The organism is Leucobacter muris (assembly GCF_004028235.1).
Lineage (GTDB): Bacteria > Actinomycetota > Actinomycetes > Actinomycetales > Microbacteriaceae > Leucobacter > Leucobacter muris.
In genome coordinates this window covers 1-23,624 of sequence record NZ_CP035037.1, presented here as the reverse complement: position 1 = coordinate 23,624, position 23,624 = coordinate 1, and the positions used below count along the sequence as shown (strand labels likewise).

Here is a 23,624-nt window from a genome sequence, read left to right as displayed (position 1 = left end):
CGCTGCGAGGTCTTACTCAGCACGTGTCCCTATACACTTGGAACATCTATGAGCACGGAAGAGGTGGACATGCCGGAGACGCCAAGTGGCGGCGAACAGCGCATCCTCGCCGGGCGCTACGCCATCGGGGAGTTCGTCGGCCAGGGTGGCATGGCCACGGTCTACCGCGGCACGGACACGAAGCTCGGGCGGCAGGTCGCCATCAAGGTGATGAAGGCGGATCTGGCCGGCGATGAGGAGTTCCGCTCCCGCTTCCGCCAGGAGGCACAGTCGGCGTCCCGCATGGCGCACCCCACCGTGGTGCGCGTCTTCGACGCCGGCGACGATCTGATTCAGACCGCCGACGGGCCGAAGCGCCTGCCCTTCATCGTCATGGAGTACGTCGTGGGCAGAAACCTGCGCCAGCTGGTCTCCGAGGGCGCGCTCTCGCAGACGGAAGCGTGCCGCGTCGTCGACTCGGTGCTGACCGCCCTCGAGTACTCGCACCGGGCCGGCATCGTGCACCGCGACATCAAACCGGCGAACATCATGATCACCAAGACCGGTCAGGTCAAGGTGATGGACTTCGGCATCGCGCGCGCGGTCTCCGAGACCTCGTCGACGCTGCAGCAGACCACCGCCATCCTCGGAACCGCGGCGTACTTCTCGCCCGAGCAGGCCAAGGGCGAGTCGATCGACGCGCGCACCGACCTCTACTCGACGGCGGTGCTGCTCTACGAGCTGCTGACGGGCGACGTCCCCTTCCGCGGCGACACCGCGGTGGCCGTGGCCTACCAGCACGTGAGCGAGCGCCCGCAGGCGCCCAGCGATCGCAAGCCCGAGGTCACGCCCGAGCTCGACCGGGTGGTGCTCTACGGCCTCGCGAAGGATCGCGCCAAGCGATTCCAGTCGGCGTCCGAGTTCCGCGACGCGCTGCGACTCGCCGCGAACGGCCAGATGCCGAAGCTCGTGCTGCAGCAGCCCGAGACGGTGCTGTTCACCGGCGGCAACGAGGTGACGGAGTCGGATCTCGCGCTTCGGCAGCTCGCCGAGGGCGGCGGCGGCGCGCGCACCCAGAGCCGGCCCCCGGTCATGTGGACCTGGGCGGCGATCCTCACCATCGGCGCCATCATCATCGCGGTCGTCTTCTGGCTGGTGACGCTCGCCCCGCAGACATTCCTGCCCGACACCTCCCGCGAGGTGCCGCAGCTCGTCGATCTCGAGCGCGAGGCGGCCATCACACTGCTGAGCGAGCACGACCTCACGGCGATCCCGATCGAGCAGACGAGCGACGACATCGCCGCCGGGCACATCATCTCGACCGACCCCGAGGCGGGCACCATGCTCAGCCGCGGCGACAAGGTCACCCTCTACGTCTCCACCGGGCCCGTGACGGCCGAGGTGCCCGACATCGATCGCATGAACGCCGAGGACTACAAGCAGACGCTGGCCGACCTGGGCCTCACCGTCGGCCTCGTCACGAGCGTCGACGATCCGCTCTCACCGGCCAACCGCGTGCTCGAGGTCATCCCGGCTCCCGGCACCGAGCTGCAGTCGGGTTCGAGCGTCGAGCTCAGGATCTCGAGCGGCAAGGTGCAGATCCCCGAGGTGATCGGTCAGCCGCTCGACATCGCGCGGTCGATGATCGACGGCCTCGGCCTCGATGTCACCTACACGCCCGACACCTGCCCGTCCCAGGGCAACTACCCGGTGAACGGGCAGACGCTCATGGGCGAGCAGCAGCAGGGCTCCTCGGTCGAGATCAAGTACTGCGCGGCGTAGCCCGCGCCCTGCGCCGCACACGGTCGAGGCCCGGATCCCTTGGGATCCGGGCCTCGACTCGTTCGCGCGGCGCGCCCGCGAGGGGTTCGGGGCGGCCGCCGGGCTCAGGCCTTGAGCAGCGGAGAGAGGCTCTGAGCGATGACGGCGGCGTTCGGCAGGCCGACGACGGCCAGCCAGTTGCCGAGCTGCTGGTAGCCGCCCTCGGTGAGCACCGACTCGGGGTGGTACTGCACGCCGTAGATCGGCAGCTCGCGGTGGCGCAGCGCCATCACGATGCCACTGGCGGTCTCGGCGGTGACCACGAGGCTGTCGGGCACGGTGGCGCGCACCACGGCGAGCGAGTGGTAGCGGGTGGCGTTGAACTCGGGGGCGACGCCCTCGAAGAACGAGTCGCCCGAGTGGCGCACGCGCGAGATCTTGCCGTGCATCAGCTCGTCGGCGTGGGTGACGGTCGCTCCGAGCGCCTCGGCGATGGCCTGGTGGCCCAGGCAGACGCCCAGCACGGGAACGCCGGCGCGCAGTGCGATGCTCACCATCGGGATCGAGACGCCGGCGTCGGTCGGCATGCCGGGGCCCGGAGAGATGAGCACCCCGTCGTACTGCGCGGCGAGCTGCTCGAGTTCGCCCGTGCTCACCTCGTCGTTGCGGATCACCCGCGTCGTGGCGCCCAACTGCTGCAGGTACCCGTTGAGCGTGTAGACGAAGCTGTCGTAGTTGTCGATGATCAGGATGTTCGTCATGTTCCGACCGTCACCTCTTCCGGTTCGAGGAATTCGATTGCCACCCACGGGTAGACGTAGGCGATGAGCGCGTAGACGAGCGCGGCGGCCGCGAGCAGCAGCACGATCACCCGCAGCCAGGCGGGGCCCGGGAAGAAACGCCAGAGCAGGGAGAACATCAGCTTTCCTGATCTCCTCTCAGGGCCTGGTGGCCCTCCATGGTGGGGTTCAGCTCGAGCAGTTCGGCGGGCGGCCCGTCGGCGCGCGGCTGGAACGACTCGAACACCGAGTAGGCGATGGCGCGCTCGTCGCTGCCCGCCCACTTGGGGTGGCAGGTGGTGAGCGTGAGGATCTGGTCGGTGCCCGGCTCTCCCTCGAGCCGCGGGAAGGGGTTGAGCACGTCGCCCGCGTCGGGCAGCACGTACTCGATGTTTCGGAAGCGGTAGGTGTACCAGCCGTCGGCGGTCTCGAGGAAGAGGGGATCGCCCACGCGCAGGTTCATGACCTCGCGGAACGAGTTGATGAGGGGGCCGGATCGATGCCCGGCCAGAGCGACGTTGCCGGGCTCGCCCGGCATCTGCGTGTCTTCGTAGTGGCCGATGCCCTTGTCGTCGAGGTTGAGCACGGTCCACCAGTCGGTCGTCTCGGCCACCCGGTTCGCGTAGGCGGTGCCGAAGGCCGGCACGCGCAGCACGCCGAACACCTCTGCGGACGCCGGCCGCGCGGTGACGGGCACGACGCCGTCGTAGGGCTGCGCCGTGTGCTCGGCGTCCCATCGGGCGGAGTCGCTCTCGGAGAGCTCCGCCTGCTTCGCGGTGACGCCCACCCCGGTGTGCCAGGGCTGCCAGATGATGTAGCCCAGCACGCCGAGGCCGCCGAGCAGCAGCAGTTCGCCGATCACGGTCAGCGGGCTCAGTCTGGCCTGTCGGCGTCGGCCGCGCCTGTCGCGGGTCTCCATCACGCCCCTCATTCTACGGCGATTGCCTGTGCCCGGCCGGAATCCCGGTAGAATCGAGAGCATGGCAGCAGCTGGGAAGAACGTAAGCAAGCGCAAGTCGGCGGAGCTCGCCCAGGATCGGGCGGAGACGGCTCCGTCTCGCAAGGACGCGCCGAACCCGGTGTGGTTCAAGCCGGTCATGTTCGGCTTCATGCTGCTGGGACTGATCTGGATCGTGCTCTACTACATCACGAGCACCACGCTGCAGCTGCCCGTGCCGGCTCTCGGCCAGGCCAACATCTTCGTGGGCTTCGGCCTCGTGCTCGTGGGCTTCCTCATGACCCCGTGGTGGAAGTAGCGCTCCAGCTGCTCGCTCGCGCCGACATGGGCGCGAGGTTGTCATCAATGACACCGGTGTAATTCCTCCCCAACTGGGGATATACCTGTGGATAACTCACTGAGGCCCCGGCGGATCGCCGGGGCCTCAGTTGTTTCGCGCGAGTCGCGGGTGCCGGCTCAGGGCAGTACCGCGAAGTAGGCGAAGCACATCGCGACCAGCACCGCACCGAGCACCACCAGGGAGACGATGCGCTGCGTGCGCTTGCGCGGCCCCCGATTCGAGACGAGCAGCCACATGGTGAGCGCTCCCACGATCATGCCGCCGAGGTGCGCCTGCCACGAGATGTTCGCCCCGGGCAGCAGGCCGATGCCGAAGTTGATGGCGATCAGCGCGATCAGCGATGCGACGTTCGCGCCGGCCGATCTGAATGCGACCACCGTCGCACCCAGCACCCCGAAGATCGCCCCCGACGCCCCCACTGTGGGCACGATCAGCGTGCTCGGATCCGCGTACACCCACAGCATCACGGCCAGCGAGCCGCCCAGCCCCGCGAAGAGATAGAGCACGAGGAACTGCACCCGCCCCATCAACTGCTCGAGGTTGCGGCCGAAGAGCCACAGCGCGTACATGTTGAAGAGGATGTGCAGCAGGAACCCCGTCGAGTGCGTGAACGTCGCCGTGAGCATGCGCCACGGCTCGAAACCGACGTCGCTGAACAGCTGGCTCGACACCGACTCGGGCACCGAGTAGATCGGCATGTACCAGAGCGCGCGCGTCACCTCGTCCGAGAAGAAGTAGCGTCCCAGCAGCTGCAGCACGAACACCACCAGGTTGACCGCCACGATGGCGTAGGTGACGGGGGTGTCGAGCGCTGCGACCCGGCGGCCGGTGACCCGGGCGGATCGCGCCGCCCGCTTCGCCGCCCCCGGCTGAGTCTGCTTCACGCACTCGGGGCACAGCACCCCGACGGCCGACACGACCTGGCATTCGGAGCAGATCGTGCGGCCGCAGCGCTGGCACAGCGTGAAGCTGTGCGTGCTCGGGTGGCGGTAGCAGACGTCGTCGGGGCCGTACTCGACGCGTTCGCCGAACGCCGGCCCCGATCCGTTCGCCACCACGGAGCTCAGGCCTCGGCGATGTCGACGCCGGTGATCACGACGTCGTCGACCGGGCGGTCCATCCCGCCGGTCGGCACCGCCTCGATGGCGTCGACGACGGCCTTCGAGGCGTCGTCGGCGACCTCGCCGAAGATGGTGTGGTTGCCGTTCAGCCAGCTGGGGGCCGTGGTGGTGATGAAGAACTGCGAGCCGTTGGTGCCCGCAAGACGGCCGGTCATGTCGGGGCGCTTGCCCGCGTTCGCCATGGCGAGCTGGTACTTCTTGTCGAAGACGAGCTCGGGGTGGATCTCGTCGTCGAAGGCGTAGCCCGGGCCGCCGGTGCCGGTGCCGGTGGGGTCGCCGCCCTGGATCATGAAGTCCTTGATGATGCGGTGGAAGATGACGCCGTCGTAGAAGCCCTTGTTCGCGAGGTCGACGAAGTTCTTCACCGTCTTCGGAGCGTGGTCGCCGAAGAGGTTGATGACGATGTCGCCGTGGTTGGTGTGAATGGTGGCTACGGAGGTGTGAATGCTCATGCAGACCAGTCTAGGCGCGGCCGCTGACAAGCGGAGCGGCGGCACGGGCGGCACAGCCTACCGTCAACTGGGAATCCCTTGCAACCGTGCCGCCCGGGGCCGCGCGACGGTCGTCGTTCGGTGTAGCGTTGAGGTACGAGCGATGTCGCTCTGAGCATTGCCTCGCCGAGCTAGGAGGACAGGTATGAAACTCTCACGCAAGCGCCGCCGCGAACTCCGCCGTCTGCGCAAGGACGCCCAGCAGCTGCTCGACCAGCAGCGCGTCGTACTGGGGCACGCCGGTGAGGTGCTGCACTCGGCCGGCCATCAGGCCCGCCGTCTGAGCGACGAACACCTGCAGCCCCGCATCGACCGCGCCGTCGACACTGCGCGCCCGGCCATCGAGCGCGGCGTCACCCGTGCCCGCCGCTCGGCCGACAACGTACGACGCTTCACCGCCCCGTTCGTCGCGGCGGCCCTCACGCGCACGATCAACACCCTCGACGAGATCGAGAACCACGACGCCGCGAAGCAGGTGCGCGGCTTCGGCGAACGCACCGGCTACCTCAAGCCCAAGCGCCGCGTCGGCGGCGTCATCGCCCTGGGCCTCGGGCTCGCGGCGGCCGCGGGTGTCGGCTATGCGCTGTGGCAGGCGTTCCGCACCGACGAGGATCTCTGGGTCGCACCCGAGAACTGATCGGCCGCGCCGAACCGCAGGGGCGGTGCTGGATCCACGTGATCCGGCACCGCTTTTTCATTTCTTCAGCGGTGCCGGCAGCACGGAGTCGCCCCTCAGCCGCGCGGCTGCTGCTTGCGGGGCTTGCCCGCCTGCCGGCCGGCCTGCTTGCCGCCCGACTTCGCGGGGGTGCGGCGCGCGGTGATACCGGCCATGCGCATGCCCGTCTGCACGAGCGACAGCGTGCGCAACGACCGGATCTCGCGGATCGCCACCCAGCGCGCCTCGTCGGAGGAGCCGTCGACCTCGTGCTGCAGCGGGCCGTCCTTCACGGAGGCGCGGTAGACGATGCGGATTGTGTGGAGTTCGGGGTCGGAGCCCTCGGGCACCTCCTCGCGCACCATCACCCGGGAGTCGACGCCGAGCAGCTTGCCGACGCGGGCCTCGAGCCCGGTCTCCTCGAGCACCTCGCGCACCACCGCGTCGCGGGGATCCTCGCCGCTCTCGAGCCCGCCCCCTGGCAGGGTCCAGCCGTGCAGGTGACCGCGTCGCCAGTGCGTCAGCAGGATCTTGCCGCGGCGTTCCACCACCGCGTAGGCGGCCACTCGAAGATCCATGCTCCGAGCCTAGCCTGTCGCGCTGCGAGCTCCCCCGCGACAGGCTCAGGGGCCGGAGGGGCGGCGCGCGCGGAAGGCCGGAATGCTACGGCGCCTGCACGGGTGCAGAGGGGCGGGAGGCGCTCCACCCCCGCAGCCAGCGCTCCAAGCGCTCGTAGGCCACGGCCCGCACCGGTCCGCTCGACAGGAAGACGTCGTGCAGGGCGCCGTCGATACGATCCACGGTCACCGTCGACCCGAGTTTCAGCGCGGCCTTCGCGACCTCGTCGACGTCGAGCACCGAGTCGGCTCGCGTGAGCTCCTCGGTCCACTTGAGCGGCATTGCGGTGCGCGCCGAGAGCAGCACCTCCACCGGCTCCGCGATGTCGAGACCGCGACTCACCCGGGCGTGCCCCTCGAGGATCGCCCGCAGCCAGCCGCCCCGCACGGCGTGGGTGCGCTCGGGGCGCCAGGCCGCGTTGACGAGCTCCAGCTCGTCCAGCGGCCCGACCTCGCGCTGGGCGCGCGTGTAGAAGCCGTAGTCGAGTTGCGGGGCGACCTCGCGCGGATTGGTGCGCGCCCCCAGGTTGAGCAGCGGCATGAGCACCTGCCGGCCGGCACTCGCGAGCTGGAACTCCAGCCACGGGCTGTTCAGCACGAGCGCGTGCGCCCTGCCCGGATGCTCAGCCGCCCAGAGGCTGAGCACGAGGCCGCCGGTCGAGTGCCCGAACAGTATCAGGGGCCTCGTCTCGGGTTCGCCCTCCCCCATCACTTCGAGGGCGGCGTCGACCTCCAGGTGGTAGTCGTCGAGGTTCTCGATGTAACCGGGCGTCTGCCCCTCGCGGAGGCTGCGGCCGTACTTGCGCAGATCCAGCGCGAAGAAGCGAGCGCCGCGGGTCGTCCAGAAGGCCGCGAGATCCCGCTGGAAGAAGTAGTCCGACCAGCCGTGCACGTAGAGCACGTCCACCCCGTCGAGCAGACGTTTCCCGTGAAACATCCGCTCGAACCACGGCCGGTGAGCCGGTGCCGACCTCACGAGCGTCGCGACGATCGGCCCCTCGTCATCGGTGCCGAGCTCGAGATCGGTGCACTCGAATCCGGCACCGAGCACGTCCTCCCGCCACTGCGCCATGCCGTCATTCTACGAGTGGTCCGAGCGCGGCACGCCGACCCTCTCGCCCCGCGCGTCGCCCGCCGGCGATCAGGCGCGCGCGGCCGGAGGCTGCGGGGGCGGCGGCTGCGGGGCCGGAGACGCCAGGAACCCGCCGCCCCTTCGACATGCTCGGGGACGGCGGGCTCGGGAACGGCGGGCTCAGAGGCCGCGGTTCAGCGCAGGATCACCTCGGCGAGCGACGACCGCACCTTCACCACGTTCTTCGACTGCTCGCTCGCCGAGAGCCGGTTGTCGATCTTGCCGAGCTCGCCGCGCACGTCGAGCCGGTACTCCCCCTCGGGAAGCCGCACGTCCGCGCTGCCGGCGTCCGCCTGGAGGTCGACGAGCGCCGGGGCGCTGCCGGTCAGCCTGACCACGGCCTCGCCCGCCTCGACCTCGATCTGGGCGTCGCGCACATCGGCCGCCTCCACCTCGGCGCGGCCCGCCTGCACTCCGAGGTCGAGTTCGGTCGCCGCGCCCGTGAAGACCAGATTGCCGGCGCTGACCTCGAGGTCGAGATCGGCGAACTCGCCGACGGCCAGCAGCTCGCCCGCGGCGACCCGCAGGTCGCCGCTCAGTCGGCCGCCCTCGCCGAGACTCGTCGGCAGCGTCAGGGTGACGATCTCGCGGCCGCCGCGATCGGCGCAGCCGAACAGGCAGCCGCCGGTGCGGGAGCCCTGGGCGCGCTCCACCACCAGCTCGTCGTCGTCCTGGCGCATCGTCCACTTGCCGGTGCGGTCGGTGTCGCGCTCCACCACCAGCACGGCCTCGTCGACATCGCCGAACTCGAGCGTGAACGACGACGCAGAGGCCTCGATCTCGAGGCCCGTGATGCCTGTGACGGGTGCGCGCAGCTCTTCCGCGGCGCCCGAGCCGCCCGTCCCGTCGCCGCGGCGCTCCGAGGATCCGCCGCCGGCGACGCCCCCGGAGTCGTAGCCGGGCAGATCGTCGGCGATGTCGTCCATGATCTCGCGGGACAGGTCGAGTTGATCGGCGAATGGGAGACCCGCCCGCGGTGCGAACGCGCCGAGCACGTTCAGGGTGCTCGACACGGCAGCGCCGAAGAGCACGACTCCGCCCACGACGGCCGCGACGATCGTGATCGTGGTGGCGGCGGACGAGCGGGGCGCGGAGGGCCCGTTGTTGCTGGTCATGAGAATGATCCCGTCTGTGTGTGGGTGGTCGTGTTCGGGTGGCCCGGGGCGGATCCGGTGCCGGGCCCCGCGGTGCTCTCGATGTGCGCGATGGCTGCGAGCACGCGTCGGTTGCCCCCCTCCTCGGCATCGAGGCCGAGCTTCTGGAAGATCGCGGTGATGTGCTTCTCGACGCTCGCCTCCGAGAGGAAGAGAAGCCCCGCGATAGCCTGGTTGGAGCGACCCTCGGCGAGCGCCGCGAGCACGGTGCGCTCGCGGTCGGTGAGGGAGCGCATGCGGTCGTCCCGGCTGCGGCGGGTGAGCAGCTGCGCCACCACCTCGGGGTCGAGCACCGTCGCGCCCTGGCCGATCCGCTCCACCGAATCGATGAACTCCCCCACGTCGGCGACGCGGTCCTTGAGCAGGTATCCGAAGGCGCCGCCCTGGCCGGCGATCAGATCGCTCGCGTACCGCTCCTCGACGTACTGCGAGAGCACCAGCACCGCGAGCCCGGGGCGGGCGCGGCGCAGCTCGAGCGCGGCTCGGATGCCCTCGTCGGTGAATGTCGGAGGCAGTCGCACGTCGAGGATGCAGAGATCCGGATCGGTCTCCCCCACCCGCCCCATCAGCTCGCCGGCGTCGGGCAGCGCGGCGACCACCTCGTGACCGCCGTGCTCCAGCAGCCGCACGAGGCCCTCGCGCAGCAGCACGGAGTCTTCGCAGATCAGGATGCGCATGGCACACTCACCTCCAGGGTGGTCGGCCCGCCCTGCGGGCTGTCGAGTCGGGTCGTGCCGCCGGCGGCGAGCACCCGGTTCATCACGCCGTCGATGCCGCCGCCGGGCAGCACGCTCGCTCCGCCGACGCCGTTGTCCTCGACGCGGGCCCAGAGCGTGTTGCCGTCGCGCACCCGCACCACGACGCGGCACTCGCTGGCCCGCGAGTGCTTCGCGGCGTTGGTGAGCGACTCGGCGATCGCGAAGTAGACGGCGGCTTCGGCGTTGCGGCTGCAGCGCGAGGGCAGGCGCACGTCGAGCTGCACGGGAACGTGGGATCGTGCGGCGAGTGCCGAGAGGGCCGCGTCGAGCCCGCGGTCGTCGAGCACCGAGGCGTAGATGCCGCGCGCCAGCTGGCGCAGCTCGGTGATCGCAGCCTTCGTCGAGGTGTGGGCCTCGGCGACGAGCGCCTTCGCGGCCTCGGGGTCGCTGTCGATCTTCTCCTGGGCGAGTCCCAGGGTCATCCCCACCGACACGAGACGCGGCTGCACGCCGTCGTGGAGATCCCGCTCGATGCGCGTGCGCTCCACATCGGCCGCTCGTACCGCGCTCTCGCGCTGAGCGGTGCTGGTGCGCACCTGCGCGTTGAGCTGCTCCTCCTTCACGTCGGCGCCCACGATGGCGACCGAGATGAGACGGTGCAGCAGGGCGAGACCGACGATGCCGACGGCGCACAGCAGCGCGCTCAGCAGCCCCGGCTGCCACCACACCGAGAAGGTGCGGAAGGCCGAGATCACCGAGTGCACGAGCCCCTGGGCCAGGCCGAGCACCGCGACGCCCATGAGGCTCGCGATGCCGAAGTTGGCGAGTGCGCGCCACATGCGGCCGTCGATCGACTGGCGGCCGAGCGCGCGCAGCCACGCCTTGAAGCCGGGGCCGGACTGCGGCGTCCAGCGCAGCGCGGGGGTCTCGAGGTGGTACAAGCCGCTCACGCGATGCGTCTCGAACCAGGCGATCCCGAACAGCGCGTAGACGAGACCCACCAGCACGACCGCGCCGATGCCGAGCACCAGCAGCAGCCCGAGGCCGGTGCCGAGCGCGCCGAACAGCAGGCCGATCACGGTGAAGCCGACCACGCCGACGGCCGCGAGGTGCAGGATCGTCATGGCGATGCGGAGCGGTGGGCGCCTGGTCTTGGGGGTGGGAGCGGCGGCGGATCCCGGCGCGTTCGGCGCGGCGGGCGGCGGCACCGGGGCTCCGGACGCCGGCCTGCCGGGTTCCGCGGCGCTCGCGCCCGCGGGCGGATGCGGCAGCCTCTGCGTGGCCTGCTGATCGGCGGCGGGCGGCACGGGGGGCTGCCCGGCGCACGGCTGCCCCTGCGGCAGCGACTGTGTCTGTGATGTCATGCCTCTACGCTAGGCCGTGGCTCGCTCACAGCGACACCGAGGGACCCGGAGAGAAGGCTTCCGGTTTTCCCTACCCCCTGTTCCGCGCGCGGGATCCATGCCTAGGCTGAGGTCATGGACACCCAGGACGCACCGCAGAGCCCGGCGGCCGAGCCGCCCCTCCCGCCCCTCGACGAGACCGGCATCGGCCGCGTGCTCGTCGTGGTCGCGCATCCCGACGACGCCGAGTACGGCACGTCCGCGGCGGTGGCATCGTGGGTGTCGCGGGGCATCGAGGTGGGCTATCTACTGCTCACCGCGGGCGAGGCCGGCATGCAGCGCCCTCCCGAGGAGGCCGGCCCGTTGCGCGCCCGCGAGCAGCGCGCGGCGTGCGAGGCGGTGGGGGTCGAACGGCTCACGGTCCTCGACTTCCCCGATGGCGTGCTCGAATACGGGCTCGAGCTGCGCCGAGCGATCGCGCGCGAGATCCGGGCGTTCCGGCCCGACGCGGTGGTCTTCGGATCGGGGCAGCTCGAGGTGGCCTGGGGCTTCGACCACGCGGATCACCGCGCAGCGGGCCTCGCCGCAATCGACGCGGCACGCGACGCCGACAACCGGTGGGTGTTCCCCGAGCTGCTGCACGAGGAGGATCTGGCGCCGTGGAGCGTGCAGCGCCTGCTGCTCACCGGTGCACGGCCGACGCACGCCGTGCCCGTCGACGAGGACGCCGCGCGCCGCGCGATCGCCTCGCTCAGCGCGCACGAGGCCTATCTCGCCGACCTGCCGTGGCACCCGTCGCCCGAGGATCTCGTCACGGGACTGCTCGCCGATCAGGGCCGGCGGGCCGGGCTGCCGCGCGCGGTCGCCTTCGCGGAGCACCGGCTGCGGGAGTAGCGAACGGGACGCAGTTCGGTTCGAGGAGCGTTGAGCCGCGGCTCGGCAGCTCGGGGGTCGTCCGCAGGCGCGGCGGCGGCTCAGTCGAGACGACGGCGCAGCAGGCAGAACTCGTTGCCCTCGGGGTCGAGCAGCACGTGCCACTGCTCCTCTCCCGTCTGCCCGACGTCGGCGAACCGCGCGCCCAGTGCGAGAAGCCGCTCGAGCTCGGCCCGCTGATCCCGGTCCGTCGGGTTGAGATCGAAGTGCATGCGCAGCTTGCCCGTCTTCGGCTCATCGGTCGGGCTGAAGATCAGGGTGGCTGCACGCCGCCGAAGCCGGCCTCGGGGCCGATCTCGATCGCGCCCTCGTCGAGGTCGAGCACCGTGTAGCCCAGCGCTTCGCACCAGAAGTCCGCGAGAAGCTGCGGATCCCGGCAGTCGATGATCAGTTCAGAAAGACGGGAGGCCATGCCCGTCACCCTACTCCGCGGCCTCGCCGCACGCATCCGCCTCCCAGCGGTTTCCCCGCGTCACCGCACGGGGGCGTGCCCGGCATCCGCCATCGGAGTGCTAGGCCAGCGACTTCCTCATGAGCACGCGAGGGAACCCGTCGAGCACCGACCCCGTGTCGGCCGCCTTCTCGAAGCCGGCGCCCTCGAAAAGGCGGCGCGTGCCGACGTACGCCATGGTGAGGTTCACCCGATCGCCCGCATTGTCGACGGGGTAGCCCTCGATCGCGGGAGCGCCGCTCGTGCGGGCGTGGTCGACGGCGCCCGCGATGAGCGCGTGCATGAGGCCCTGCTTGCGGTGGCCGGGGCGCACGCGGAAGCACCACAGCGACCAGACGTCGAGGTCGTCGACGTACGGGATCAGTCGGTTGCCGGCGAAGCTGGTGTCGGCGCGGGGGTGCACGGCGGCCCACCCGACCGGCTCGCCGTCGAGGTAGGCGATCACGCCGGGCGGCGGATCCTGAGCGCACAGTTCCCGCACTCGATCGGCCCGCTCGTGCCCGCGCAGGGCGTTGTTCTCCTTGTTGCCCACCCGGTAACTCAGGCAGAAGCACACGTTCGACGTGGGCTTCTTCGGGCCCACGAGCGCGGCCACGTCTTCGAAGACCGTCGCCGGTCGAACCTGGATCGCCATGGCTTCAGTATGGCCCCGAAGGGAGCCCGGCGGAACGGCCCCCTCGCGCAGAAGATCCCCGTCCGGTGAACCGGGCGGGGATCTTCTGGATCAGTGGTGGATCCTGGGAGAATCGAACTCCCGACATCCTGCTTGCAAAGCAGGCGCTCTACCAACTGAGCTAAGGACCCGCTGAACAACTCTCTCGGGAGTTATTCGGTGGGGCTACCAGGACTTGAACCTGGGACCTCTTCATTATCAGTGAAGCGCTCTAACCGCCTGAGCTATAGCCCCTTGACCAAGCAATAACTTTATCCGATGCCGGCCGAAATCAGAAATCGAGATCGAACATCGGGCGAGTTGCCGTGGTCGCGCGAGATGATCGCGCCGTCTAGTTGCTGGTGAAGCCCAGCTGGAAGCCGCCCAGCACCCGCACGAGCAGGTTGTAGATGAGCGATCCGATGGCCCCGAGAGCCGTGCCCACGATGGTGTTGAGGATGCCCACCACCACCGAGAAGCCGAGCACCTGCGAGAAGCCGATGAACTTCATCAGGCTGTTGTCCTCGCCGACGATGTCCATGAACAGGGCGTCGACCTGCGAGAAGACGCCGGTCTGCATGAGCACCGTGTAGATGAGGATGGCGGAGACCACGCTCACGATTCCCACGCACAGCGAGATGAGGAACGAGAACTTCACCGCCGACCAGAAGTCGATGTAGACGAGCTTCAGGCGCACCTGCTTCGCCGGGGCCTTCTTGCGGGTCTTCTTTGCCAGCTTGTCGGCGACAGTGTTACTCATTCACGTCTTCCTTGTTCTCAGCGTTCTCGGTGCCCAGGGACTCGGACTCTTCGTCGTCGAGCCCGCGCTCCGTGTTTCGCGCGATGCCAATGATACGGTCCCGCTCTGGGAATCTTGCAAAGACGACCCCCATGGTGTTGCGGCCCTTCGCCGGCACCTCGGCCACCGCCGACCGCACGACCTTGCCGCTGGCGAGCACCGCGAGCACCTCGTCCGTCTCCTCCACGATGAGCGCGCCGACCAGGTCGCCGCGGTTCTCGTCGAGCTTCGCCACCTTGATGCCGTAGCCGCCACGGTTCTGCACGCGGTACTCGTCGACCGCGGTGCGCTTCGCGTACCCGCCCTCGGTGACGACGAACACGTAGCCCTCGACGCCGTTGATACGGGAGGCCGACAGCAGCGAGTCGCCGTCTCGGAAGTTCATGCCCCGCACGCCGCTCGTCGAACGTCCCATCGGTCGAAGTGCCTGATCAGAGGCGGTGAATCGCACCGACATACCGTGCTTCGACACGAGCAGCACGTCATCGCTCGACTCGGCGATGAGCGCCGAGACGAGTTCGTCGCCCTCGCGCAGCTTGATGGCGATGATGCCGCCCGTGCGGTTGGTGTCGTACTCGGGGAGCGCGGTCTTCTTCACGAGGCCGTCGCGGGTGGCGAGCACGAGGTAGCCGGCGGCCTCGAAGTCGCGCACGTCGAGGATCTGCGTGACGGTCTCGTCGGGAGCGAGCGCCAGCAGGTTCGCGAGGTGCTGTCCCTTGGAGTCGCGGCCGCCCTCGGGCACCTCGTAGGTCTTCGCCCGGTAGACACGGCCGGTGTTCGTGAAGAACAGCAGCCAGTGATGCGTCGTCGTCACGAAGAAGTGCTCGATGATGTCATCGGCGCGCAGCTGCGCGCCCTTCACGCCCTTGCCGCCGCGATGCTGCGATCGGTAGTTGTCGATGCGCGTGCGCTTCACGTAGCCGCCGCGCGTGACGGTCACGACCATCTCCTCTTCGGGGATCAGGTCCTCCATCGACATGTCGCCGTCAAAGCCGTGCAGGATCGTCGTGCGCCGCTCGTCGCCGTACTTGTTGACGAGCTCCGTGAGCTCGGAGACGACGATGCCGCGCTGCTCGCTCGGGGAGGCCAGGATGGCCTGGTACTCGGCGATCTGAGCCTCGAGCTTGGCGGCCAGGTCGAGGATCTTCTGACGCTCGAGCGCCGCGAGGCGGCGCAGCTGCAGGCCGAGGATCGCATCCGCCTGGATCTGATCGACGCCGAGCAGCCCCATGAGGCCCTCACGCGCCTCCTCCACGGTGGGCGAGCGCCGGATCAGTGCGATGACTTCGTCGAGCGCGTCGAGCGCCTTGAGGTAGCCGCGCTGGATGTGTGCCTCGGCCTCCGCCTTGCGCAGGCGGAACTCGGTGCGGCGCACGATCACCTCGACCTGGTGCCTGGCCCAGGTGGTGATGAAGCCGTCGAGTGCGAGCGTGCGGGGCACGCCGTCGACGATCGCGAGCATGTTCGCGCCGAAGTTCTCCTGCAACTGCGTGTGCTTGTACAGGTTGTTGAGCACGACCTTCGCGATCGCATCGCGCTTGAGCACGATCACGAGGCGCTGGCCGGTGCGGCCGCTGGTCTCGTCGCGGATGTCCGCGATGCCCTGCACCTTGTTGTCCTTGACCAGGTCGGCGATCTTCACCGCGAGGTTGTCGGGGTTGACCTGATAGGGCAGCTCGGTGACGACGAGGCAGGTGCGGCCCTGGATCTCCTCGATGTTGACCACGGCGCGCATGGTGATCGAGCCGCGGCCCGTGCGGTACGCCTCGCGGATGCCCTTGGAGCCGAGAATCTGGGCGCCCGTCGGGAAGTCGGGGCCGTGCACGCGCTCCATGAGCGCCTCGAGCAGTTCGTCCCGGCTGGCCTCGGGGTGCTCGAGGTGCCAGATGGCGGCCTCGGAGACCTCGCGCAGATTGTGCGGCGGGATGTTCGTGGCCATGCCGACCGCGATGCCGACGGAGCCGTTGACGAGCAGGTTCGGGAACCGGCTCGTGAGCACGGTCGGCTCCTGCGTGCGGCCGTCGTAGTTGTCCTGGAAGTCGACGGTGTCTTCGTCGATGTCGCGCACCATCTCCATGGCGAGCGGCGACATCTTCGTCTCGGTGTATCGGTGCGCGGCGGCGCCGTCATTGCCGGGCGAGCCGAAGTTGCCCTGGCCAAGCGCCAGCGGGTAGCGCAGGGACCACGGCTGCACGAGGCGCACGAGCGAGTCGTAGACCGCGCTGTCGCCGTGCGGATGGAACTGACCCATCACGTCGCCGATGACACGGGTGCACTTCGAGAACGCCTTGTCGGGACGATAGCCGCCGTCGTACATCGTGTAGATGACTCGGCGGTGCACCGGCTTCAGGCCGTCGCGCACATCGGGAAGCGCGCGACCCACGATCACGCTCATCGCGTAGTCGAGGTACGAGCGCTGCATCTCGAGCTGCAGATCGACCTGATCGATGCGGCCGTGCATGGCCGGCTGCTGCTCGACCGGCTCGTCGGCCTCGGTCTCGGTCTCGGTCTCGGTCTCGGTCTCGGGGATGTTGTTCTCAGATGTCAAGGAAGCGCACGTCCTTCGCGTTCTGCTGGATGAAGCCGCGGCGCGCCTCGACATCCTCGCCCATGAGCGTGGCGAAGATCTCGTCGGCCGCCGCGGCGTCCTCCATCGTGACCTGCAGCAGCGTGCGGGTCTCGGGGTTCATGGTGGTCTCCCACAGCTCTTCGTGGTTCATCTCGCCGAGACCCTTGTAGCGCTGCACACCGCTCTCCTTCACGAGACGGCGGCCGTTCTCGGATCCCGCAGTGAGCCGGGCATCGCGCTCGGCATCGCTGTACACGTACTCGTGCTCGGCGTTCGCCCACTTGATGCGGTAGAGCGGCGGCTGGGCGAGATACACGTAACCGAGGTCGATCAGGGGCCGCATGTAGCGGAAGAGCAGCGTGAGCAGCAGCGTGGTGATGTGCTGGCCGTCGACGTCGGCGTCGGCCATGAGCACGATCTTGTGGTACCGCGCCTTCTCCGGGTCGAACTCCTCGCCGATGCCGGCGCCGAAGGCGGTGATCATGGCCTGCACCTCGGCGTTGTTGAGGGCGCGGTCGAGGCGAGCCTTCTCAACGTTCAGGATCTTGCCGCGAAGCGGCAGGATGGCCTGGGTATGGGGATTGCGCCCGGTCTTCGCCGAGCCGCCCGCCGAATCGCCCTCCACGATGAAGATCTCGGAGACGCTCGGATCCTTGCTGGTGCAGTCGGAGAGCTTGCCCGGCATGCCGCCGGACTCGAGCAGACCCTTGCGGCGCGCGGTCTCGCGCGCCTTGCGCGCCGCGAGTCGCGCGGTGGCCGCCTGGATCGACTTGCGAATGATGTCCTTCGCCGGCCCGGGATTGCGCTCGAACCAGTCGCCGAGCTGATCGCCCACGACCTTCTGCACGAAGGCCTTGGCCTCGGTGTTGCCGAGCTTGGTCTTCGTCTGACCCTCGAACTGAGGTTCGCCGAGCTTCACCGAGATGACCGCGGTGAGGCCCTCGCGCACGTCGTCACCGGAGAGGTTGTCGTCCTTCTCGCGCAGGATGTTCTTCTCGCGGGCGTAGCGGTTGACGAGCGTGGTCAACGCTGCGCGGAAGCCCTCCTCGTGCGTACCGCCCTCGTGCGTGTTGATCGTGTTCGCGTAGGTGTGCACACTCTCGGTGTATGCCGTGGTCCACTGCATCGCGACCTCGACCGCGATCTTGCGCTCGGTGTCCTCCGACTCGAAGGAGATGATCTGCTCGTTCACCACATCGGCGCGCTTGGTCGCGTTGAGGTGCTGAACGTAGTCCTCGATGCCCCTCTCGTAGAGGAACTCGTCATGGGGCGCCGGCGGCGCGACGAGTTCGCCCTCCGCGTTCTCCTCGGGCTCCTGCGTACGCAGATCGGTGAGGATGATCTTGAGGCCCTTGTTGAGGAACGCCATCTGCTGGAACCGGGTGCGCAGCGTCTGATAATCGAACTCGACGGTCTCGAAGATCTCGGCGCTCGGCCAGAAGGTGATGGTGGTGCCGGTCTCGTCGCTCGGCTCGCCCTGCGCGAGCGGGGCATCGGGCACGCTGCCGCTGAACGACATGTTCCACGTGAAACCTTGACGCTTGACCTCGACTGCGAAGCGGCTCGAGAGAGCGTTCACCACCGAGGAACCGACACCGTGCAGGCCGCCGGAGACGGCGTAGCCGCCGCCGCCGAACTTGCCTCCGGCGTGCAGCACGGTGAGCACCACCTCGACGGTCGACTTCGACGGATCCGACGAGTGGGGATCGACGGGGATGCCTCGGCCGTTGTCGACGACGCGCACTCCCCCGTCTTCGAGGATCGTCACGTCGATGGTGTCGCAGAACCCGGCCAGCGCCTCGTCGACAGAGTTGTCGACGATCTCGTAGACGAGGTGGTGCAGACCCCGTGGGCCCGTGGAGCCGATGTACATACCAGGACGCTTGCGTACTGCCTCGAGGCCCTCGAGCACCTGGATTGCACCGGCGCCGTAGTCTTCCGCAGCCGCGGCCTGTTCTGAACTCATGCCTTCAATGATCCTTTTCCGGCCCTCTCGGCGCGTTTTTGCGCCCAGGACACTTCCGCACACCAGCTTATCAAGCGCAGCCCGAGAAAAGGCCCGCGACGGGCCTCAGAAGGCTATTTCTCGACGTGGATCGCCCCTGGTCGAATCACACAGCCGTCAACGGAGGCTCGGGGCGCGCGGAAGCACCCGAAAAATGGCCGCGCTGAGCCGACCGGCGAAGCGGCATGTGCCGGACAGCTGACCCCCGCCGCCCAATCGAAACGCGCATCCAGCCAACCGGCATGAACTCCGCGCCCTCGCCTCACAGAAGTTTATCGGAGAAGCTGCCGGTGGTGCGAGAAATATCGAGGCGCGGTCTGTCCCAGAGGGCCGCTCAGGCCGGCGAGCCATCGAGACCGCACCGTCCCGGATTGAAACGCATCGACCGCGCGGGCGGCACTCGTCGCCACCGAGGCGCGGCACGCCGGGTTCTCACATCGATGCGGCGAACACACGCACGGCTCCGATACGGGGTTCTTCGTCACCCATAGGTGTCCCGTGGACCGCGCCCCTTGACCGTTCGGGGGCCGTGCCGCCAGCTGGGTGCCCCCGGCGCGAGGAACCGCAGATCCCGCACCTCGGCATCGGGATAGTCTCGCAGCAGACGCGTCAGCATCTCGGCTCGCAGACGCCGCAGTTCCGTGGCCCAGGTGGTGGAGTCGCACTGCACCTGCAGCACGCCATTACTGATACCGAGCACGGTGGTGTGCTCGGCCGTGGCCTCCCCCGCGAACTCCGGCCACTCCGCGACCAGGCGAGCCTGCTCGAGCTCGATGCTCCAGCCCATGTCACTCGCCATGACCGTGAGCACCTCGCCGAGCGCACGCGGATCGCGTCCCCCACCGAAGGGTCGCCCACCCGGCGAGTCGTCGTCCTGGTGCCTCCGGTTGCGCCGACGTGCGGGCACGCCGCGCCAGATGGATTTCGCACGCAGATAGGACTCGGTTGCGAAACCACCGCTGCCTGTCTGCGTCACCGCTCCCCCTCGAGGATTCTGCCCGCCTCGATGCGGACCCGATGCCAGGCTACTCCGTCGGGCACGTCATCCTCCACTGCCGCGGTCACGATGACCTGCTCGAAGTCGCTCACCGCAGACATGAGCCGTTCTCGTCGGCGCGCATCGAGTTCCGCGAAGACGTCGTCGAGAATGATCACCGGATCACCCGCCGGAGACTCTGCCCGAAGCACCGACGCGAGCGCCATCTTCAGCGAGAGCGCGAACGACCAGGACTCGCCGTGGCTTGCATAACCCTTCACCGGAAGATCGTTGAGACTCAAGACGAGATCGTCTCGGTGGGGTCCGACGAGCGTGACTCCCCGCTCGAGCTCTCGTACGCGAACAGCCTGAAGCGCCGCGCGAAACTGTTCGGCAAGTGTTTCACGTGAAACGTCGGCGAGTTGCTCGATTGCCAGTGTGTCACGTGAAACGTCACCCAGTGCCGCACCCACCGACTCCTGCAGCGTCAATATCGGACCGTGATCCTGATCCACCAGCGACCGATATCCGGCACGCAGCGGCGCGCCGAGATCCCGCACGAGTTCACGGCGAGCCAGAATGATCTGAGTGCCGTACTCGATGAGCTGATCATCCCAGATGCTCAGGGTAGATTCGATCGCTCCGCTCCCGCGACGCGCCGATTTGAGCAGCGATGTGCGCTGTCGCACCACTCGTTCATAGTCGCTGAGCGCTCCCGCAGCGACCGGATGCCGCGACACGAGCGCATCATCGAGGAAGCGTCGGCGTCCTGAGGGCTCTCCACGAACGATTCCCAGGTCCTCGGGCATGAACGAGACGGACGAGAACCATCTCGTCACCTCCCGCGGACGCACGGAGTTGCGATTCACCTGGGCACGGTTCGGCCGATCCCGATTCAACTGCAGCTCGAGCAGCACGTCGCGCTCCGCAGCCTGGACTCGCAGGCGTGCGATCGCGGATTCCGCTCCGGCACGGATCAGCGGTGCGTCACCGGTTGCGCGGTGCGATCGAAGCATCGCGAAGTAGGCGATCGCCTCGACCAGATTCGTCTTGCCCTGCCCGTTGCGCCCGACGAGAAGATTCGGGCCCGCTGCCAGTTCGAGCTCCGCGGTCGCGTAGTTGCGGAAGTCTCCGAGCGAGAGATGCGCGACCCGCATCGCTCCCCTCCCCTATCGAAGCAGCAGGTTCGGCTGCAGCAGGTAGCGGAAGCTCTCCTCGTCGGCGTCGTCCTTGCTCCGCTGGCTCGTGATGAGCACGGGGCCGGGCTTGCCCGGGTTGTCGGTGCGGGTGAAGGCGATACGCGCGAACTCGGAGTGCGTCGAGCGCAACCCGTCGAGCAGGAACTGCGGCTTGAGCGATACCACCATCTCCTCGCCGACGAGGTGAGCATCGACGGTCTCGACGGCCTGGGCGGACTCGGTGCCGGCGGCCTCGAGAGTGACGGTGCCCTCGGCGAACGAGAACCGCAGAGCGGCCTCTCGCTCGAGCACCAGACCGACACGACCGACCGCCTCGACCAGCTCGGAGGTGTTGATCACGGAGTAGTTGTCGACGCTCGTCGGGAACAGGCGGCCCACCGGCGGGTAGTTGCCCTTGATCAGCAGCGAGGTCACGGTCTTCGACCCGCCCGTGAAGGCGATGAGTTCGCGCTCATCGTCTTTGATGATCGACACCTGCACCTGACCATCGCCGGAGAAAGTCTTGCCGACTTCGGTGACGATCTTCGACGGCACCAGGGCGCTGAGATCGCTCTGCCCGCTCTGGTTCTCCCAGTCGATGCTGCGCGTGGCGACGCGATAGCGATCGGTGGCGGTGAGCGTCAGGGAGTTCTCACTCACCTCGAACTGCACACCCGTGATGACCGGGGTGACGTCGTCCTTCGACGCGGCGAGCGACACCTGAGCGATCGCGTCCGCGAAGAGATCCGCCGGCACCGATCCGGAGACGGAGTCGACCTGCGGAACCTGCGGGTACTCCTCCACGGGCATTGCGGGAAGGCGGAACGACGCCGATCCGCAGCGCACCTCGACACGATTCTCGACGAGGGAGAGTTCTACGTCGGCGTGAGGAAGGCGCTGAGCGATCTCGCTGAGCAGGCGGCCCGAGACGAGCGCGCGGCCCGCCTCCGACACCTCGGCGGTGACACTCGTGCGAGCCGACACCTCGTAGTCGAAGGATGAGACGGTGAGCTGGTCGCCCTCGGCCTCGATGAGAGCCCCGCTCAGAAGAGGTTGGGTGGGGCGCTGCGGAAGCAGCTTCACTGCGAACGACACGGCGTCGCTGAACACGTCGCGGTTGACGGTGAATCGCATCTGGCTTCCCTCCCACGCGCACGAGTGTGCGTGAATCTCATCGGTTCACAATCTTTGCATACTCGGAGCCCACTGGCATCCGCGGGCTTCGTGTGACAGCGGGGTGCAGCTGAGAACGCCGAGCGGTCCGCGTGATCGAGTGCCCGTTAACAAGAATTGGGATGTTAACAGTGTTAACAGCTGTGGAAACTGTGGATAACTCTCACAAGGCCAGTGTTTCGTAGAGAACTACACCTCTGTGAGTTGTTGGCAGACCGTGGACTACTGGGGAGCGGCGGAATGACGCGGAATTCCTGTCATTCGCCTGTTTCCACAGGAGCGGCGATCTCCTCCACAGATTCGCGCCACTTCTCCCCATCTATTCACAGGGACGTGGAAAGTTGTGGATAACATCGCCGGCCGTGACCGGCGGAACCGACTCCCGGATCAGCGCGATCCCTGCTTGATGCGGGTGGTCAGCTCGGTCACCTGGTTGTAGATCGATCGCCGCTCCGCGATGAGCTGCGAGATCTTCTTGTGGGCGTACATCACGGTCGTGTGGTCGCGCCCGCCGAACAGCTGCCCGATCTTCGGCAGCGAGAGCGGGGTCAGCTCACGACAGAGGTACATCGCGATCTGCCGAGCGGTGGCGATCTGCTGCGCCCGGGTGGGGCCGTACAGATCGTCGATCGAGAGGTCGAAGTACTCGGCGGTGCGACTGATGATGTCCGAAGGCTGCACCTCGTTGTCGGCGTCGAGGGTGATGAGATCCTTCAGCACCGTGTGCACGAGCTGCATGTCGATGCGCTGCTGGTTGAGGCTGGCGTAGGCCGTGACCCGGATGAGGGTGCCCTCGAGCTCGCGGATGTTCGACGAGAACTTGCTCGCGATGAACTCGAGGATGCTGTGATCGATCTCGAGACTCTCGCGCTGCGCCTTCTTGCGCAGGATCGCGATGCGGGTCTCGAGGTCGGGCGCCTGGATGTCGGTGAGCAGACCCCACTCGAAGCGCGACAGCATGCGCTCCTCGAAGCCGCGCAGCTGCTTCGGCTGCACGTCGCTCGTGATGACCACCTGCTTGTTGTGGTCGTGCAGCGTGTTGAAGGTGTGGAAGAACGCCTCCTGCGTCTCGACCTTGTCCTCGAGGAACTGGATGTCGTCGACGAGCAGGATGTCGACGCTGCGGTAGCGGGCGTGGAAGGCCGCACCCTGGTTGTTGGCGATCGAGTTGATGAAGTCGTTGGTGAAGTCCTCGGAGCTCACGTACCGCACGCGCACGCTGGGGAAGAGCTCGCGCGCGTAGTGGCCGATCGCGTGCAGCAGGTGGGTCTTGCCCAGCCCCGAGTCGCCGTAGATGAAGAGCGGATTGTAGGCGCGGGCCGGCGCCTCGGCCACCGCGACCGCCGCTGCGTGGGCGAAGCGGTTCGACTGGCCGATGACGAAGCTGTCGAAACCGTACTTCTCGTTGAGACGGCTGTCGACCTGGTCTTCGACGCCGTGACGGCTGCGCGGCTCGGCGACGGGGCGCACGCTGTCGTGCCGGGTGGGCGCGGTGGTGTGCAGGCCGGGATCGGTGTCGCCGCCCTGGAAGGGAGCCGGCGCGGTTGCGGTGGCGTGCGAAGCCGGTTCGGGATCGGGATCGAGCGCCGGGTGGGCGTCCTCGTCGACGATGACCACGAAGTTCTCGATCTGCTGCGCCTCGGGGATGCCCGCGATGGCGTTCATGATCGCGGGTCGGAGACGGTTCTCGAGGAGCCTGAGGGTGAATTCGAGCTGCACCGCGAGGTAGAGGGTGCCTGCGGCGATGCCGCGGGGAACTGCGAGCGCCAGCTGCGCGCCGACGGCCGGCCCGACCGTGGGATCGCCCATGACGGTCTGGGTGACTCGGCCCCAGACTTCCTGCAGTTCGTCGTCTGTCAC

At 68.2% G+C, this 23,624-nt stretch carries 22 protein-coding genes, 2 tRNA genes and 1 pseudogene; 4 read left to right on the top strand and 21 right to left on the bottom strand.

Annotated features, from left to right (window positions below):
• The first annotated feature begins 48 nt into the window (after positions 1–48).
• Positions 49–1,761, top strand: a complete 1,713-nt coding sequence (gene pknB, locus Leucomu_RS00120) for a Stk1 family PASTA domain-containing Ser/Thr kinase (protein WP_128385947.1) — start codon at positions 49–51, stop codon at positions 1,759–1,761.
• Positions 1,762–1,865: 104 nt separating this feature from the next.
• Here pknB and Leucomu_RS00115 read toward each other — a convergent pair whose 3' ends face one another.
• Genes Leucomu_RS00115 through Leucomu_RS00110 form a run of 3 tightly spaced genes read right to left on the bottom strand, consistent with a single transcriptional unit; the run spans position 1,866 to position 3,438 of the window.
• A complete protein-coding gene (locus Leucomu_RS00115; protein WP_128385946.1) occupies positions 1,866–2,501 on the bottom strand; it encodes an anthranilate synthase component II in 636 nt (211 codons plus the stop codon).
• Complete coding sequence (locus Leucomu_RS15045) at positions 2,498–2,659, bottom strand: hypothetical protein (protein WP_164884474.1); 162 nt, start codon at positions 2,657–2,659, stop codon at positions 2,498–2,500. The genes Leucomu_RS00115 and Leucomu_RS15045 overlap by 4 nt, the downstream gene beginning before the upstream one ends.
• Complete coding sequence (locus Leucomu_RS00110) at positions 2,659–3,438, bottom strand: class E sortase (protein ID WP_128387720.1); 780 nt, start codon at positions 3,436–3,438, stop codon at positions 2,659–2,661. Before Leucomu_RS00110 ends, Leucomu_RS15045 begins: the two co-directional genes overlap by 1 nt.
• A gap of 61 nt (positions 3,439–3,499) precedes the next feature.
• Here Leucomu_RS00110 and Leucomu_RS00105 point away from each other — a divergent pair, with 61 nt between their 5' ends.
• Entirely contained in the window at positions 3,500–3,775 is a 276-nt protein-coding gene (locus Leucomu_RS00105) for a cell division protein CrgA (RefSeq protein WP_017884119.1), read from the top strand.
• 158 nt (positions 3,776–3,933) lie between these two features.
• On the opposite strand, the gene Leucomu_RS00100 is transcribed toward Leucomu_RS00105, so the two are convergent.
• Both Leucomu_RS00100 and Leucomu_RS00095 read right to left on the bottom strand, forming a co-directional pair.
• The gene (locus Leucomu_RS00100) at positions 3,934–4,875 is read right to left on the bottom strand and encodes a rhomboid family intramembrane serine protease (RefSeq protein WP_228407132.1); all 942 of its coding nucleotides are present in this window, start codon (positions 4,873–4,875) and stop codon (positions 3,934–3,936) included.
• 5 nt (positions 4,876–4,880) lie between these two features.
• On the bottom strand, positions 4,881–5,390 hold the full coding sequence (locus tag Leucomu_RS00095; RefSeq protein WP_128385945.1) for a peptidylprolyl isomerase: 510 nt from the start codon (positions 5,388–5,390) through the stop codon (positions 4,881–4,883).
• 184 nt (positions 5,391–5,574) lie between these two features.
• On the opposite strand from Leucomu_RS00095, the gene Leucomu_RS00090 reads away from it, so the two are divergent.
• Positions 5,575–6,066 carry a hypothetical protein gene (locus Leucomu_RS00090; RefSeq protein WP_017884116.1) on the top strand — a complete coding sequence of 164 codons (492 nt, stop codon included), beginning with the start codon at positions 5,575–5,577 and terminating at the stop codon, positions 6,064–6,066.
• Between the two features lie 95 nt (positions 6,067–6,161).
• Here the strand turns inward: Leucomu_RS00090 and Leucomu_RS00085 are convergent, their stop codons facing one another.
• The 5 genes from Leucomu_RS00085 to Leucomu_RS00065 all read right to left on the bottom strand — a co-directional run bounded on the left by Leucomu_RS00085 (position 6,162) and on the right by Leucomu_RS00065 (position 11,049).
• Entirely contained in the window at positions 6,162–6,662 is a 501-nt protein-coding gene (locus Leucomu_RS00085; RefSeq protein ID WP_128385944.1) for an NUDIX hydrolase, read from the bottom strand.
• An 85-nt stretch (positions 6,663–6,747) separates the two neighbouring features.
• Positions 6,748–7,773: an alpha/beta hydrolase gene (locus Leucomu_RS00080; protein ID WP_128385943.1), complete on the bottom strand. Its 1,026-nt coding sequence runs from the start codon at positions 7,771–7,773 to the stop codon at positions 6,748–6,750.
• A gap of 194 nt (positions 7,774–7,967) precedes the next feature.
• Complete coding sequence (locus Leucomu_RS00075) at positions 7,968–8,948, bottom strand: hypothetical protein (RefSeq protein ID WP_128385942.1); 981 nt, start codon at positions 8,946–8,948, stop codon at positions 7,968–7,970.
• Positions 8,945–9,664 (bottom strand): response regulator transcription factor, encoded by a 720-nt coding sequence (locus Leucomu_RS00070; RefSeq protein WP_017884112.1) that lies wholly within the window; start codon positions 9,662–9,664, stop codon positions 8,945–8,947. Before Leucomu_RS00070 ends, Leucomu_RS00075 begins: the two co-directional genes overlap by 4 nt.
• Positions 9,652–11,049, bottom strand: coding sequence for a sensor histidine kinase (locus Leucomu_RS00065; RefSeq protein WP_128385941.1), 1,398 nt, complete (start codon positions 11,047–11,049; stop codon positions 9,652–9,654). The genes Leucomu_RS00070 and Leucomu_RS00065 overlap by 13 nt, the downstream gene beginning before the upstream one ends.
• Positions 11,050–11,163: 114 nt before the next feature.
• Between Leucomu_RS00065 and Leucomu_RS00060 the strand changes: the two genes are divergently transcribed.
• Positions 11,164–11,922 (top strand): PIG-L deacetylase family protein, encoded by a 759-nt coding sequence (locus Leucomu_RS00060; RefSeq protein WP_128385940.1) that lies wholly within the window; start codon positions 11,164–11,166, stop codon positions 11,920–11,922.
• Positions 11,923–12,002: 80 nt separating this feature from the next.
• Here the strand turns inward: Leucomu_RS00060 and Leucomu_RS00055 are convergent.
• From Leucomu_RS00055 to dnaA, 11 genes and pseudogenes are all read right to left on the bottom strand, one after another.
• Positions 12,003–12,373, bottom strand: a pseudogene (locus Leucomu_RS00055) (VOC family protein).
• A 100-nt stretch (positions 12,374–12,473) separates the two neighbouring features.
• Positions 12,474–13,046: a GNAT family N-acetyltransferase gene (locus Leucomu_RS00050; RefSeq protein WP_128385939.1), complete on the bottom strand. Its 573-nt coding sequence runs from the start codon at positions 13,044–13,046 to the stop codon at positions 12,474–12,476.
• 94 nt (positions 13,047–13,140) lie between these two features.
• Positions 13,141–13,216: transfer RNA gene (locus Leucomu_RS00045), tRNA-Ala, on the bottom strand.
• A gap of 29 nt (positions 13,217–13,245) precedes the next feature.
• Positions 13,246–13,319, bottom strand: a tRNA-Ile gene (locus Leucomu_RS00040).
• Positions 13,320–13,416: 97 nt separating this feature from the next.
• Positions 13,417–13,824 (bottom strand): DUF3566 domain-containing protein, encoded by a 408-nt coding sequence (locus Leucomu_RS00035; protein WP_017884107.1) that lies wholly within the window; start codon positions 13,822–13,824, stop codon positions 13,417–13,419.
• Entirely contained in the window at positions 13,817–16,324 is a 2,508-nt protein-coding gene (gene gyrA, locus Leucomu_RS00030; RefSeq protein ID WP_193743407.1) for a DNA gyrase subunit A, read from the bottom strand. The genes Leucomu_RS00035 and gyrA overlap by 8 nt, the downstream gene beginning before the upstream one ends.
• Before the next feature lie 76 nt (positions 16,325–16,400).
• Positions 16,401–18,398 (bottom strand): DNA topoisomerase (ATP-hydrolyzing) subunit B, encoded by a 1,998-nt coding sequence (gene gyrB, locus Leucomu_RS00025; protein ID WP_128385938.1) that lies wholly within the window; start codon positions 18,396–18,398, stop codon positions 16,401–16,403.
• A gap of 520 nt (positions 18,399–18,918) precedes the next feature.
• Entirely contained in the window at positions 18,919–19,236 is a 318-nt protein-coding gene (locus Leucomu_RS00020; RefSeq protein WP_238560333.1) for a DUF721 domain-containing protein, read from the bottom strand.
• Between the two features lie 173 nt (positions 19,237–19,409).
• Entirely contained in the window at positions 19,410–20,570 is a 1,161-nt protein-coding gene (recF, locus tag Leucomu_RS00015; protein ID WP_128385937.1) for a DNA replication/repair protein RecF, read from the bottom strand.
• A gap of 12 nt (positions 20,571–20,582) precedes the next feature.
• A complete protein-coding gene (gene dnaN / locus Leucomu_RS00010; RefSeq protein WP_017884102.1) occupies positions 20,583–21,725 on the bottom strand; it encodes a DNA polymerase III subunit beta in 1,143 nt (380 codons plus the stop codon).
• Positions 21,726–22,151: 426 nt separating this feature from the next.
• Positions 22,152–23,573, bottom strand: a complete 1,422-nt coding sequence (dnaA, locus tag Leucomu_RS00005; protein WP_228407392.1) for a chromosomal replication initiator protein DnaA — start codon at positions 23,571–23,573, stop codon at positions 22,152–22,154.
• Between the last annotated feature and the right edge of the window lie 51 nt (positions 23,574–23,624).